11 protein-coding genes are annotated in these 13,908 nt (G+C 62.4%); 5 read left to right on the top strand and 6 right to left on the bottom strand.

Translation table 11 applies throughout. The features are described from left to right. Positions 1–25: 25 nt before the first annotated feature. Together FHT76_RS16990 and FHT76_RS16985 are read left to right on the top strand one after the other, a co-directional pair. On the top strand, positions 26–367 hold the full coding sequence (locus FHT76_RS16990; protein ID WP_183860288.1) for a hypothetical protein: 342 nt from the start codon (positions 26–28) through the stop codon (positions 365–367). A 134-nt stretch (positions 368–501) separates the two neighbouring features. Then, positions 502–813 (top strand): potassium channel family protein, encoded by a 312-nt coding sequence (locus FHT76_RS16985; RefSeq protein ID WP_183752780.1) that lies wholly within the window; start codon positions 502–504, stop codon positions 811–813. A gap of 74 nt (positions 814–887) precedes the next feature. Here the strand turns inward: FHT76_RS16985 and FHT76_RS16980 are convergent, their stop codons facing one another. Continuing rightward, positions 888–2,054, bottom strand: coding sequence for a pyridoxal phosphate-dependent aminotransferase (locus tag FHT76_RS16980; protein ID WP_183860289.1), 1,167 nt, complete (start codon positions 2,052–2,054; stop codon positions 888–890). Between the two features lie 124 nt (positions 2,055–2,178). Further along, entirely contained in the window at positions 2,179–2,619 is a 441-nt protein-coding gene (gene mscL / locus FHT76_RS16975; RefSeq protein WP_183752784.1) for a large conductance mechanosensitive channel protein MscL, read from the bottom strand. Positions 2,620–2,836: 217 nt separating this feature from the next. Between mscL and FHT76_RS16970 the strand changes: the two genes are divergently transcribed. Further along, positions 2,837–6,340 (top strand): PAS domain-containing hybrid sensor histidine kinase/response regulator, encoded by a 3,504-nt coding sequence (locus FHT76_RS16970; protein WP_183860291.1) that lies wholly within the window; start codon positions 2,837–2,839, stop codon positions 6,338–6,340. 4 nt (positions 6,341–6,344) lie between these two features. Here FHT76_RS16970 and FHT76_RS16965 read toward each other — a convergent pair whose 3' ends face one another. Continuing rightward, positions 6,345–6,899: a TetR/AcrR family transcriptional regulator gene (locus FHT76_RS16965; RefSeq protein WP_183860293.1), complete on the bottom strand. Its 555-nt coding sequence runs from the start codon at positions 6,897–6,899 to the stop codon at positions 6,345–6,347. Positions 6,900–7,030: 131 nt separating this feature from the next. Here FHT76_RS16965 and FHT76_RS16960 point away from each other — a divergent pair, with 131 nt between their 5' ends. Next, on the top strand, positions 7,031–8,236 hold the full coding sequence (locus FHT76_RS16960) for an MFS transporter (RefSeq protein ID WP_016552684.1): 1,206 nt from the start codon (positions 7,031–7,033) through the stop codon (positions 8,234–8,236). A 13-nt stretch (positions 8,237–8,249) separates the two neighbouring features. On the opposite strand, the gene FHT76_RS16955 is transcribed toward FHT76_RS16960, so the two are convergent. Beyond that, positions 8,250–8,654, bottom strand: coding sequence for a GFA family protein (locus FHT76_RS16955; protein ID WP_183860297.1), 405 nt, complete (start codon positions 8,652–8,654; stop codon positions 8,250–8,252). 54 nt (positions 8,655–8,708) lie between these two features. On the opposite strand from FHT76_RS16955, the gene FHT76_RS16950 reads away from it, so the two are divergent. Next, complete coding sequence (locus tag FHT76_RS16950) at positions 8,709–9,209, top strand: MarR family winged helix-turn-helix transcriptional regulator (RefSeq protein WP_183860299.1); 501 nt, start codon at positions 8,709–8,711, stop codon at positions 9,207–9,209. A gap of 117 nt (positions 9,210–9,326) precedes the next feature. On the opposite strand, the gene FHT76_RS16945 is transcribed toward FHT76_RS16950, so the two are convergent. Together FHT76_RS16945 and FHT76_RS16940 are read right to left on the bottom strand one after the other, a co-directional pair. Then, complete coding sequence (locus tag FHT76_RS16945; protein ID WP_016552681.1) at positions 9,327–9,542, bottom strand: hypothetical protein; 216 nt, start codon at positions 9,540–9,542, stop codon at positions 9,327–9,329. A 286-nt stretch (positions 9,543–9,828) separates the two neighbouring features. Continuing rightward, on the bottom strand, positions 9,829–13,626 hold the full coding sequence (locus FHT76_RS16940; protein ID WP_183860301.1) for a peptidoglycan-binding protein: 3,798 nt from the start codon (positions 13,624–13,626) through the stop codon (positions 9,829–9,831). Positions 13,627–13,908: the final 282 nt, after the last annotated feature.

The following is a 13,908-nucleotide window of genomic DNA, read 5'->3' as shown; positions in this document are numbered from 1 at the left end:
CAGTCATCTCGCGAAAGGATCGAAAATGACCGTCTATGTGGCCGAAGTCTCGGGGCGCGGTGTCATCGCCTTTGAAGCGGCAAACGATGTCGATGCCGCAACCCGGCTCACCGACAGGACACTGCTGCGCGATCTCCGCGTGCTGCAAAATGAGGGCCGTTCGCTCTGGGACGGCGTTTCGCCGATAGGGCTGCGGGAACCTTCGCCACCGGAGCTTGAGATTTGGCAGCAGCGGCCCGCGACAGCAACGGCGTCCTTGTCCGACGACGACCGAAGCTGGCGAGTCTACTTAGTCGCCGTGGTCGACCCTACCGAGTTCGACGATGATGACGACGACGATGACTATGATGACGGTCCTGGTGACTGAAACCTTCTCGGCACCCTTTCCATGACACAACGTCGCGCAGGGCCATTTATCCGTTTGCAGGCGTAGCATGCATCGCACGCGATCTCGAAAGGCACATGACGATGTCGGCAGGCTCCAGGAACCAAGCCAAACGGATGAGACGGCTGTTCTTTGCCGCGCTGCTTCAGCAGGTTCGCGTACTCTGGCCTATCTTCTCGGGAGTCCTTGTCATCATGATCGGATCCGGGTTTGTCATCGGTCGGATCGAGGGTTGGCGGATCGGTGAAACCCTTTACTTCACCTTCGTAACTGGTCTCACGATCGGCTATGGCGACCTTGCGCCCAAGCATACTGTGGCGCGGATGCTCATCCTGCCGATCGGACTCTCCGGAATCGTCCTGACCGGCCTAGTTGCTGCCGCCAGCGTGCAGGCGCTTGACGCGGCAGGTCGCGGCAAAGCCGAGTAGAGTGACGGGGCCGAGTGGAGCGGCGAGGCCAGCTCATGAGCTGGCTGGCGCCGCGTGATATGCCGCAAATTCGCTCAGAGCTTCAGGATGTAGTCGCACAGCCTGTCGGCGGCGATCTGGACTTGGGCCGGATCGCGCAGGAAGCAGGCGCGCAGGAAGAGCTCACCGCCCGGACCGAAGGCCGCGCCCGGCGCCAGGCCAACACCCGTTTTGTCGACGATGTCGATCGCCGCCTTGCGGCTGTCGGTCACGCCGTCGATCTTCAGGAATGCGTAAAGGGCACCGTCCGGCTTCAGCGTCTCGACACGGTTCGTGGCGATCAACGCGTCACACAAGATGTCGCGGGAGCGCCTGGCCTTGTCGATGTTGGACTGCACGAAGCTGTCGCCGTCATTCAGGGCCGCTACAGCGCCACGCTGCATGAACTGCGCCACGCCCGACGTCGAGTATTGAATCAGGTTTTCGAGCACCTGACCGGCCTGCGGCGGGGCGACAATCCAGCCGACACGCCAGCCAGTCATCGACCAGTTCTTCGAGAAGGAGTTGACGAACATCACCTTGTCGTCCGGCTCCATCACGTCGAGGAAAGAGGGCGCGCGACCGCCAGCAAAGTAGTAGCGGGCATAAATCTCATCCGCCATGATCCAGAGATCATGCGTGCGCGCCAGCGCCAGGATGGCCCGAAGGTCGTCTTCGCTTGCGGTCCATCCAGTTGGATTGGACGGCGTGTTGATGAACAGTCCCTTGGTCTTCGGCGTGATGGCCGCCGCGATGCGATCGAGATCGACCGCCCATTTGCCACCTTCGAAACTCAGCTGGGCTGCGACGGAACGCGCGCCGGCAATTTCCAGGGCTGCCGCGATGTTCGGCCAAGCAGGGGTCAAGTAGACGAGTTCATCGCCTGGCGAGGTCAGCGCCTGCACGGCGATCTGGATCGCCTGCATGCCGGAACCGGTGACGAAGAAATGCTCGACCGGCAGGGTGACGCCGAAATGCCTGGCGTAGTAATCAGAGAGCGCCTGACGCAGCTCGGGAATGCCACGCTGATAGGTATAGAAGGTCTCGCCGCCGGAAAGCGCATCCATCGCCGCTTTGTTGATGAACTCGGGCGTCGGCAAATCCCCCTCGCCGACCCAAAGCGGCAGCAGGCCATCACGGCCACGGGCATAGTTGACGACTTCGACGATCCCGCTTTCGGGCGCCAGGACGGCGCGCGGGCTAAGGCTGCTCACAATCGACATGCATCACTCCGGTTTGCGCCTACTTAAAGCAAAAGCGGCGGCAAATCCCATGACAATCGGTGATGCAATATCGTTTTTCGTGATGGATGGACGAGCCCGGCCTTCGTCGGCGGGCTCAAGGCCATCAGGCCGGGCGTTTGGCCAGCAGGTCGCGGATTTCAGTCAGAAGCGCGACATCGGCCGGTGGCGGAGCGTCCTCTTCCTTGGCCTGCTTGAGCTTCAGCTGCTTGTCCACCTGCTTCTGCAGCGTATTCACGCCCTTGACCATCAGGAAGATAATCCAGGCGAGAATGAGGAAGTTGATCATGACCGTGATGAAGCTGCCATAGGCAAGAACCGCACCCTGCTGGCGTGCGGCGGCCAGAGTCGGCGCATTGACGTTGGACGACAGACCGATGAAGTAGTTCGAGAAATCGAAGCCCCCGAAGAGAGCCCCGACGATCGGCATGATGACGTCGTCCACCAACGACTTGACGATACCGCCGAACGCACCGCCGATGATGACACCGACTGCAAGGTCCATGACATTGCCGCGGGCGATAAATGCTTTGAACTCGTTGAGCATCCGATCCGTCTCCCTCTGATGCAGTTTCACTGACAGGTCATTGTTTTCATTAGCTACATCTTCGATGCAATTATTCAATCGCTAATTACAGAATATCGGCTGGGGTGAGCGGCCTTTGACTTAATGCCTAGATGCCCCCTGATGTTCAAAGGTGGGGAATTGCCGTAGTCTCGAAGCATCCGGGAGAGCCGGCGCGTGGTGCGCTGGCGGAGGTTCGATGCTGCCAGGTTGGGTCATACTCGCATCTGCATTCGGCTATCTGCTGCTGCTCTTTGCCGTGGCAAGCCATGGCGATCGCAAGCGGCGGATGTTCGGCACGCCGCCAGGCGGGCGGCCGGTCGTCTATGCACTCAGCCTTGCGATCTATTGCACATCCTGGACTTACTTCGGCAGCGTCGGACAGGCATCGCAGCGCGGGCTGGAGTTCCTGGGGATTTATATCGGACCGGTCCTGATGTTCACGCTCGGCATGCCGCTGCTGCGCCGGATCATCGAGCTCGCCAAGGCGGAAAAGCTGACATCCGTCGCCGACTTCATTTCTGCGCGCTATGGCAAGAATTCCACGGTCGCGACCATCGTTGCGCTGATCTCGCTGGTCGGCGCCATCCCCTATATCGCGCTGCAGCTCAAATCGGTGTCCACCACCGTAACGGCGATGCTCGATCCGTCGGACTACGGCATCGGCAGCGGCAATCTCTACTTCCTTGACCTGCCGCTGCTGGTCACTCTGGTCCTCGCCTGCTTCGCGATCATGTTCGGCACGCGCCACACCGATGCAACCGAACACCAGGACGGGCTGATCCTCGCCATTGCCATGGAGTCGGTCGTCAAGCTGTTCGCCTTCCTGACGGCCGGCGTCTGCGTGATCTGGTTCCTATTCGACGGCCCGTCCGACCTCTGGCAGAGGGCCGCCGAAAACCAGCTGGTGCTCTCGGCTCTCCACTATCAGACGCCGCTCAGCCGCTGGATCACCCTCATTCTGCTGTCGGCCTTCGCCATCATTATGTTGCCGCGACAATTCCACGTCACGGTTGTCGAGAACAGGACGGCGCGGGAGCTCCGGCTCGCGGGATTGTTGTTCCCGCTATACCTCATCGTCATCAATCTCTTCGTGCTGCCGGTAGCGATCGGCGGCCTGCTAACCTTCGGCGGTGGGGGCAATGCGGATCTTTATGTGCTCTCGCTGCCGCTTGCCGGGCAGATGCCTGTTGTCTCGCTGATCACCTTTATCGGCGGGTTTTCGGCAGCAACGGCCATGGTGATCGTCGCATCGGTGGCGCTGTCGATCATGGTGTCCAACGACATCATCATGCCGATCTTCCTGCACCGGAAGCTGACCGACCGTACCGGACAGCGCAACGACTTCGCCAAAACCCTGCTCAACGTCAGGCGCAGTGCGATCTTCGCCGTGCTTTTACTCGGATACGCCTATTATCGATCGACCGACAGCACGACCGGGCTTGCCTCGATCGGCTTGCTCTCCTTTGCCGCCATCGCCCAGATGGCGCCTTCGCTCTTCGGCGGCCTCTTATGGCGGCGGGCCAACGCGCGCGGCGCCATCCTGGGGCTGACCTCCGGCTTCGTGATCTGGATCTACCTGCTGTTCCTCCCATCACTTGGCGGACCGGACTACTCTTCCGTCGCAAGGGCGGTCCTTGGATTCCTGTTTCCGGGCACGACGGTTTTCAGCGGGCCCGACGCCGACCCGCTGGTCAATGCCACGGTCATGAGCCTGCTCGTCAACACGGCCTTCTTCATCATCGGTTCGGTGACCCGCAATGCGCGACCGCTCGAACGCATCCAGGCCGGCATCTTCGTCAAGCGGCAGTCGCGCTCGCAGTTTGCGACGCGCGGCTGGAAAACTCGCATCAGCATCGCCGACCTGAAGGCGACAATCTCGCGCTACCTCGGTGAGGAGCGCATGGAACGGTCGTTCCAGACCTATCAGCAGAATTCGGGCCGCAAGCTGGAGGACGATCAGCCGGCGGACATGGCGCTCATTCACTTCACCGAGCAGCTGCTCGGCAGCGCCATCGGATCCTCCTCCGCCCGGCTCGTTCTGTCGCTGATCCTTCAGAAGATGGAGGACGCCTCCGCCGATACGGCCTGGCTGCTCGACCAGGCAAGCGAGGCGCTGCAATATAACCAGGACATGCTGCAGACAGCGCTTTCGCAGATGGACCAGGGCATCGCGGTCTTCGACAGCTCGAACAACCTGACGATCTGGAACCGACGCTTCCGACAACTGCTCGATCTGCCCGAAAACGCCGGACAAGTCGGCTTCCCGCTGGCTGACATCGTGGCGATCCTCAGCCAGCGCGGCGATATTCCAGCCGGCGACGTGCACCACACCGTCCGTCACTTCCTGACGCTGGACAAGCCCTTCGCGCTGGTGCTCGGCGGCGGCGAGCGGATCATCGAAGTGCGCTCGAACGCAATGCCGGACAAAGGTATCGTGGCGACCTTTACCGATATCACCCAACGCGTTGCAGCCGACCGGGCGCTGAAGCAGGCGAACGAAACGCTGGAACAGCGCGTTGCCGAACGAACCGCCGAGCTCACTCGCGTCAACCACGAACTCGGCGAGGCAAGGGCAGCGGCGGATGAAGCCAATCTCGGCAAGACGCGCTTCTTTGCCGCCGCCGGCCACGACATCCTGCAGCCGCTCAATGCCGCCAGGCTCTACTCATCGGCGCTGGTCGAGCGCATGGGCCAGTCCGACAGCAGCGCCATCGTTCGCAACATCGATTCCGCGCTGGAATCGGTAGAGACCATCCTTGGAGCCGTGCTGGATATTTCGCGGCTCGATACCGGAGCCATGCGGCCACGGCTAGCCTCGGTGCCGCTTTCCGATCTACTGGAGCGGATTCAGACCGACTTCGCGCCGATCGCCCGCGAAAAGAAGCTGAAACTGGTGGTGATGCCAACCACGCTCAGGGTCCGTTCCGATCCGAACCTGCTGCGCCGCCTGGTGCAGAACCTCGTTTCCAACGCGATCAAGTACACAGTCGACGGAAAGGTGCTGGTCGGCGCGCGGCGGCGCGGAAACCAGGTGGTGATCCAGGTGATGGATTCGGGGATCGGCATCCCGCCGTCGAAGTTCCGGACGGTCTTCAAGGAGTTCGCTCGGCTCGACGAGGGTGCCAAGACGGCCTCTGGACTGGGCCTCGGCCTGTCGATCGTCGACCGCATCGCGCGCGTTCTCAATCACCCGGTGGAACTGCATTCGACGCACGGCAAGGGCACGGACTTCCGCATCGTCATGCCGCGCGAGACGTCCAGGCTGGTCGAATCGGTTGGCGCCGTGCAGCCGGTCGAGCATTCGGCGCAGAGCCTCAAGGGACTGAAGGTCCTCTGCGTCGACAATGAGCCGCACATCCTGGAAGGCATGCAGCTCCTCATCAGCGGCTGGGGTTGCGAGGTCCAGTGCGTCGATTCGCTAAGCGCCATCAGCGGGCTCGGTGCCCGTCAGCCGCCTCCGGACCTGGTTATTGCCGACTACCACCTTGGCGACGGCACAGGCGTTGCCGCCATTCTGACGCTGAGGGAACGGTTCGCCGCCTTCATCCCGGCGCTGATCGTCACGGCGGATCGGACGCCGGAGGTCCGCGCCGAAGCGGAGCGACACGGAATCGGCATCCAACACAAGCCGGTACGCCCGGCGGCGCTCAGGGCCCACATTACGCAGATTTCGGCGCACAAACGCGCGGCAGCCGAGTGAGCGGCTAGGCCTTGGTCATTACCTCGGCCACAAGGCCACGCACGCGCTCCGCACTCGGCGCGTCGTCAAACAGAATGCGGTAGACGATAGGTGCAACGACCTGATCCATGACGGCATCGACAGTCGGAAAGCTTTCGCCACGGGCAAGCGCCCGGTTGCTCAGCAGCTGCATCTGTTCACGCGTGAAGGCAGAGCACTGGCAGGCGTTGGCGTTGTCTTGCGCGGCGAGCACGTCACGGATCATCTCGCGTCCGATGCCCGAGGACATTTCTTCGGCATATTGCTCCGCCCAGGCTTGAAGATCCCCGCGACCGCTGCCGGTGTCGATTGGCTGCATGTCGGGGCGCAGGCGCTCGACAGCGACATCCGCCAGCAGTTCCTGCAGATCGCCCCAGCGACGGTAAATCGTTGAGGGCGTGACACCAGCCCTTGCGGCGATCAGCGGGATCGTGACATCCGCCCGGTCCATATCGGCAAGCAGCGCGCGCACCGCTTGATGCACGGACGCCTGCACTCGGGCACTGCGGCCACCGGGGCGGAGATTTTCCTTAGCTGCCATATTCTTAAGTCCTGTCTTCCTGCCCGGCGCATGGTTCAAAATCTTTGACCGATCCATTAACGCAAATTATTTGCTTTTAGCGTTGAGTCGACCTAAATGGCTAACGCATCGAATTAGCTTTAAGAGGCTATATGTTCCGCGCCGCCAATTCCACAGAGACCTCGCGCAATCCGATCCGCTTCCACGCGATTACGCTGGCAACCTTCTTCGGCGCATCGGCCGCGCCGACGCCGCTTTACCGGATCTATCAGGAAAATCTTGCCCTCTCGCCGGTGCTGATCACCGTCATTTTCGCGGTCTATGCATTCGCGCTCCTCGCAGCATTGCTGATCGCCGGCTCGATCTCCGATCACCTCGGTCGCAAGCCGGTGATCTTCACGGCGCTCATTCTGGAGATCATCGCCATGGGGCTGTTCGTTGTGGCAAGCGGTCCCGGCTGGCTGGTTGCCGCGCGGATCGTCCAGGGACTGGCAACCGGCATTGCCGGCGCGTCTATCGGCGCAGCCCTTGTCGATATCGACCGCGCCAAGGGCCAACTCGTCAACTCGATCGCGCCGCTTTCCGGCATGGCCGTCGGCGCCATCGGCACCAGCGCTCTGATCCAGTACGGACCGTTCCCGCTTCACCTCGTCTATGCGATCCTGCTCGCTGCTTTCGCAGGACAGGCCGCCGCGATCTGGGCGACCGGCGAAACCGGTGGTCGCCGGCCGGGTTTCTGGAACTCGCTGAAACCGACGATCTCAATTCCGCCGCAGGTGAAACGCCCGCTCGCCCTGGTGACGCCGATCAACATCGCCAACTGGACGCTTGGCGGGTTCTACCTCTCGCTGGTCCCCTCACTGGTTGCCAGCACAACCGGCAGCCGGGCGCCGCTCACGGGTGGCTCGATCGTGACCGCGTTGATGGTATCGGGCGCAGTGGCTGTCTATTGCAGGAGGAACAAGTCCGGCGCCGCCAATCTCGGCTTCGGCACAGCCGCGACCACACTTGGAATTTTGACCGTCGTCGCAGGCGTCCATCTCGGCAACGTCCCGCTGCTGCTTATCGGCACGCTCCTGACAGGCGCGGGCTTCGGCACAAATTTCCTCGGCTCAATCGGCACAATCATGCCACTTGCAAAGGCTGATGAGCGTGCCGGCCTCCTGTCCGCCTTCTATATCCAGAGCTACCTCGCCTTCAGCCTGCCGGCCATCCTCGCCGGCTTCCTGACCAAATCGCTCGGCTACCAAATAACCGCCGACCTCTATGCAACGGCGATCATTCTCGTGAGCGGAGCCGGGCTGCTCGGTCTTCGCGCCGAGCGCGGCCGGGCTGCGAGAGTCCCGGCCTGCGGCTAGAGCCTTTCAGCGTCTAGAGGTAACTCGTCACAGCGGGCTCGTTCCACCAGTTGTCGTGGCGCCCGTCCATGAAGCGGACGGGCAGTGCGGCAAGCTCTTCTGGTGATATGTCGTCGAGACAGGCAACGTTGATTGACACGTAGTCCCCGCCGATCTCCTCGATATGGCCGTGTCCGTAGGCATGCAGGCCGCAGGTGGTGCAAAAGCGGTGATGGCCGCTCATCGTTGCGAACTGATAATCGCCAGCCGCCGTCTCTTCACATAGCAGACGGAAATCCTCGGGCTTAGCAATGGCCCCCCAATAACGCCGCTTGCCGCAGACCGAGCAATTGCAACGCCCGGTGCCAGCCTGCAGGTCAACATCGACCTCGTAGCGGATCGCGCCGCAATGGCAGCTGCCCGTGTAGGTCTTCTTCATGGAATTCCTCCTCCGGCCCTTTGCAAGAGCTCCCAATAATGACAATATGTTGTCATGATTGACGAGATAGCAAAGCGACAACATGTTGTCAAACGTAACCATTCGAAGCGGACGGTGGAAGGCGATGCGTTCTCGCTGTTTGCTATCACCGCATTGCGGCTTGCCGGTCGCCTGACCACCGCCGGCGATGAGTTGGCAAAGCCCGCCGGGCAGACGAGCGCTCGCTGGCAGGTACTCGCGGGGGCGCGAAACGGCACACATTCCGTCGCGCAGATCGCCCGGATGCTCGGGGTCGCCCGGCAGGGTGTGCAGCGGCTGGCGGACACGTTGGAGGATGATGGGCTGATCAGCTACGTCGACAACCCGCAGCATCAGCGCGCCAAGCTCGTACAGCTGACGAAGGAGGGTGAAGCCCGCCTCGCCGCTATCGAAATAGCGCAAGCAGGTTGGGCCGACAGGCTCGGGCAGTCCTTCATCGCCACCGAGCTCGAGGCAGCCCGGCTCGTCATGGCCAGATTGATCGATACCCTCGACGCGGAGGCCGGCAAACCATAGGCAGACGATCGTCCAGTCGACCGATGCAAGCTGCCAGAAAAGAATCGCAACGAAGAAGACGCAAAGCAGGCGCCTGGCTCTACCCCTTGGACCGGCGGCTCCCGCGACGGACTGCGATCAGGTCTCTTGGGCAGCGAGCTGCCTGTCGGAATTCAAAGAGGCCGCATGCGCTTCAAGGATGGCGGCAGCAATGACTTTCTGAAGCTCGTAAACCAGTGTGCGCGACCGTTTGCGATCCAGATCTTGCGCCGCCTTCGCAAGATTCAACCCCTCGTTCAGGACGATATGGTGAGCTCGCGTCAGCGCCCAACTCTCAATATCAAGACTAATCATTCGGAATCTCCGCCAAATCATTCAGCATCAAAGACATTCACCGAATCACGATACGCAGAGCACTTACGCAGCAAGAAGAATCATAGTTGCAATATTTTGCAAATGGCATTTTTGGAACAACACGCGCCAAATGCGAAATTTATTCTTCTTGAGCTGCGATAGATACAACCGCCCGCCTCTGAGCCGCATGAACGGACTCCAAGCTTGCCCATAAATACTCGGCGAAGCTTGCACGGGCCTGCCCACGCGAGCAGGCGCGTCGCCCCAAGAGCCTGGCGCGCTGCCATCAGACCTTGGTGGCAGGGCCCTTATTGCGCTCCAGCAAAGCTTTCACCGTATCGTCGTTGATCTTGCCGCTCGGCTCCTGGCCGACCGACTTCTGGAAGTTCTTGATCGCCGCGACCGTCTTCGCGCCCATCTCGCCGTCCGGCTGACCAGCATCGAAGCCGTTGTTGTTGAGGATCGCCTGGATGTTGCGGATCGCCTTCTTCATGTCGACGGTCGAGGTCTTGGTGGCGTTGCCGACCCACTCGTCAGGAGCGTCGACAGCGTTCGCTTTGCTGTCAAGCGGTGCCGCCTTCCATTGGTCAGCCTTGGCACGCGCCTTCTCCAGCTGATCAGGCTTCAACGCGTTCGCCACTTCGTCGCGCTTTTGTGCGGCGTCCTTGTCGCCGCCCTTGGCAGCAATCGCAAACCACTTGTAGGATTCGGTCAGGTCCTGCACGACGCCGTTGCCGCGAGCGCAAAGGATCGCCAAATTGAACTGGCTGTCGGCGATGCCGAGGTCGGCCGCCTTGATGAACCAGTCCGCGGCCGCCTTGTAGTCCTGCTGGCCTAGCGCGCCCGATGCATAAAGCACGGCGAGATTGTGCATCGCGCTTGCGTTGCCGCTGTTGGCGGCCTGCTCGTAATGCTGCTTCGCCTTGGCGACGTCGCGGTCAACGCCCGTACCTTTTTCATAAATGTTGCCGAGACGGTATTCAGCCGGCGCGAAGCCCTTGTCGGCCGCAAGCTGGTACCAGTGTGCCGCTTCCTTCGGATCGGCGGCAATGCCGGCACGACCTTCGCTATAGCGGGCGCCGATCTCGAAGAGCGCCAGCGGGTCGCCGCTTTTGGCGGCATCGGCAAGCGACTTCGGCTGCACGACGTCCGGAATGGCGATGCCGGCTGTTTCCACCGCCGGGGCGGGCGCGGCGGCCACGCCAGCGGCAACCGGGGCCGTATCCTTGGCCACGAAGCCGGAGGCATCCTGCGGAGTGCCGGAGGGCGCAAGTGGAGCGGCCGCATCGCCATTCAATGGTGCTGTCGCCGTCAAGTGGTCGGGTACGGCCGGTGCGGGCGTTGGATCGGCGCTTGCGAGCGGCACGACAGGGGCTTCTTCGGCCGGGACTGCCGGAGCGGTTGCTACCACCTGGTCGGGTGCGGTTTCGCTATCGACCGGAAGGACATTGCTGGACGAATCCGTCAGTACTGCAACTTCGGCGGACGGCGCCGGCTGGCCGCTGGTCAGCGTGCGGGCCAACGGGAAGGCCATGATCGCCAACAGGACTGCGCCGACGGCGAGCAGGATCGGACGGCGGAAGCGCGAGAAAGCGCCGCCCTTGGTCGTATCCTTGTCCTTTGCCTTCTTCTCGGCCTTCGCCAGCTGCGGCTTGGCGGTCGGCTCGGTTTCCATGGCGGCGGCCTGCGCGGCGCGACGAGCGGCGGCTATGTAGTCGGCGCGCTCGTTTTCCGTTGCCGGCTTGGCGTTTGTCCGGGCGGCGTTCTGGCTGGCGCGCACCCGCTCCAGGATCTTCTTGATGTCAGGTGCACCCGAGCCCGGTTCAAGCGGCTCATTGGCGGCCTCCGGTGGCATCACATCGACCGGATCGATCGACGGCGCAGGATCGACAACGGTCCGTTCGGTGACGGCCGTTTCCGCCGTCGCCTTCTTGCTGGGCAGCAGACGCTTGCCAAGGCTGGAAAGCAGGCTGCCCTTCGAGGGAGAGGCTGCCGTCTTCGTCGCTGCCTCGATCGCGATCACACTGGTATCCGTTGCCGCCATGACCGGAACGAGGGGTGCTTCCTCGGCAACCTCGGGCTCGCGGCTGACCGATGTACGGGTTCCGAACGCAACGGGCTTCAGGGCGTCTTCGGCGCCAGCCTGCATCATCGCGTAGGGATCGACCGCGAAATCGACATCGGCGATAGGCATTCTCGGCGCCGGTCTTGCGACGGCGCGATCTTCCATGGTGTCGAGGCGCTCGGCGATCTGAACAAGCGTTTCATGCAGCGCCTGGAAGGTCTTGTGCGTGCGCTCCTCGCTGCTGCGGCTCAAATCTTCCAGTTGGCGCAGGTCTTCGGCAAGCGCATTCAGCGCCGACATGTCGGCGGCTGCCGGTGCACCGCCTTGCAGGGCGCCGCTTCTCGCATAGGCCTCGACCACTGCTTCCGCCGCCTGGCGGGCAGCCTCGATGATATATTCGTCGCTGGTCGCCATGTAGTCTTCGATGGCGCCCATCCGCCTGTCGAACTCCGCCGGCAGCTCGGCCGCAGGTCGTGGCTCGCTCATCAGCGCCGACAGGTTTGCGATCTGATCCTCAAGGCTCTTCAGCGCGTGCGGGTCGGCCGCCGGTGCTGCAGTGCTCTCCTCGAGGCGCGCGGCGATATCGCCAAGCCTGCTTTCGATGCGGCGGAAGGCGCTGTCGTCCACTGGGGCCGCGACAGGTTGAAGCGGCTGGAAGTCCATCTCGTCGATGCGGCGGGCGAGATAGTCGAGGCGCTGCGCCAGCGCATCATTGACCGAACCGGTCTCGAGCGCATCGATCTTGCGCGAAATGTCGGCAAGTGCGCCTGTCAGCTCCGGCTGCGGCGCAGCCTTGTGGTTTCGCTCGAGCAGGTAGGACAAGTGCTCCAGACGTTCATCGAGGCGCGACGTTGCCTCGGCGTTGGCAAGTTCCTCGACGCGCAGCGTCAGAGTTTCGAGCCGATCCGCCAGGGCATCCGTCGGCGCGGCCCGACTGGCAACGCTGCGGCCCATCATGTCGATCTGGTCGCCAAGCGCATTCAGGCGGCCTTCGAGGCGATGCATCATGGCCGGATCGCCGCTTGCGGCCGCACGACTGGTTGCGGCGATGGCGCGGCTGATTTCGTCGAGGCGGCTGTCCATCGCCGCAAACTGCTCGGACATCGCCCGGTCGTGCGGCTGGATCATGCTGCCGAACTGCTCCATCGCCGTCGCGATGGAGATAAGCTTGTCTTCGAGAACCCGCACGGCCGGGCTATCGCCCATGCCACCGATATGGCGCTTGATGTCATCGAGCCGGTAGGCGAGCGCGACAAGCTCCTCCTGCAGGCCTGCGGTGTCGAGCGCGTGCAGTTGGTTCTCGAATCCGTCCCAGCGGGTTTCCATGTGGCGGATCGAATCTTCGCGTGCGAGCCCGTCCATCAGCGAACGCAGCTCTTCGAACTCACCTCGCAAGCCTTGCGCCTCAGGCGCGTTGGAACGGCCGGCAAGCTGGTCGATGCTGCTGGCGAGACGGCTCATATCGGCGCGGATGTCATCGGCGAAGCGGCGGTCTTCCGCTCCAACCTTGATGCTGCGGATTTCGTCGCGCAGCGCATTCATTTCCCGGGTCACGCCATCGGAGATGTCACGCTTCAGGTCCTGGCGAAGGTTGACCAGCGCTTGCGCGATCTCGGTCATCGTGTCTTCGGCGGCTCTGTTGCCCGGTTGCGGAGCCGGGGCGCGCGGCGCGCGTTCGGCGACCGGAAGAGGTGCACGCGGAGCGGCCGCCGGCTGCTCGCGCGTGTAGGAGGCAGGCTCGCGCGCTGCCGGGCGTTCGCGGCTGGCTTCGAGGATGCGCTGGCGCTGGCGAATTTCGGCGAAAGGATCGGGTCGCGCTTCGGCCGTATAGGGCGCGCGGGCGACATAGGGATCGGCATAGATCTCACGCTCCGGCGCGGGAGCGCGCTGACGCTGATCGCGTGGATTGGTGCCGATCAAGCCCTCGATCCTCGCCTCCAGACCTTCGATGGTGCGGTTCAGCGCATCGAGCGACGCCCTGTCGGAATGCCGTGGGGAATTTGATCGCGATCCGTTCATCTTCTTGCTCGCTTCATCTGTCCGAACCCTCGTCAGGGCCGATCATTGGCTTCCGTCACCGCCGCACCGGAATGCGGACGAGAGCACCGTTCATGAAGGGATAATCAATTAGACTTTCCTCAACCTGTACGGCGTAGCGGCATTCCCATGAAACGCGAGACTGAAAAAAGGAATGCAAGTCGCCAATGCTCAGACAGCACCATTCACGAAACGTGGTAAACAACCCGTTAATCGGCGTGAGATTTTTTTAACTTTTGAGGATTTTCGGCCGGTTTCCGTGTC

The organism is Rhizobium sp. BK176, assembly GCF_024808055.1.
This window is presented reverse-complemented; position numbering and strand designations above follow the sequence as displayed.

Coding starts and splice junctions, on each gene's coding strand:
- FHT76_RS16990 (WP_183860288.1), top strand. CDS start 26: ATGACCGTCTATGTGGCCGAAGTCTCGGGGCGCGGTGTCATCGCCTTT.
- FHT76_RS16985 (WP_183752780.1), top strand. CDS start 502: ATGAGACGGCTGTTCTTTGCCGCGCTGCTTCAGCAGGTTCGCGTACTC.
- FHT76_RS16980 (WP_183860289.1), bottom strand. CDS start 2,054: ATGTCGATTGTGAGCAGCCTTAGCCCGCGCGCCGTCCTGGCGCCCGAA.
- mscL (WP_183752784.1), bottom strand. CDS start 2,619: ATGCTCAACGAGTTCAAAGCATTTATCGCCCGCGGCAATGTCATGGAC.
- FHT76_RS16970 (WP_183860291.1), top strand. CDS start 2,837: ATGCTGCCAGGTTGGGTCATACTCGCATCTGCATTCGGCTATCTGCTG.
- FHT76_RS16965 (WP_183860293.1), bottom strand. CDS start 6,899: ATGGCAGCTAAGGAAAATCTCCGCCCCGGTGGCCGCAGTGCCCGAGTG.
- FHT76_RS16960 (WP_016552684.1), top strand. CDS start 7,031: ATGTTCCGCGCCGCCAATTCCACAGAGACCTCGCGCAATCCGATCCGC.
- FHT76_RS16955 (WP_183860297.1), bottom strand. CDS start 8,654: ATGAAGAAGACCTACACGGGCAGCTGCCATTGCGGCGCGATCCGCTAC.
- FHT76_RS16950 (WP_183860299.1), top strand. CDS start 8,709: ATGATTGACGAGATAGCAAAGCGACAACATGTTGTCAAACGTAACCAT.
- FHT76_RS16945 (WP_016552681.1), bottom strand. CDS start 9,542: ATGATTAGTCTTGATATTGAGAGTTGGGCGCTGACGCGAGCTCACCAT.
- FHT76_RS16940 (WP_183860301.1), bottom strand. CDS start 13,626: ATGAACGGATCGCGATCAAATTCCCCACGGCATTCCGACAGGGCGTCG.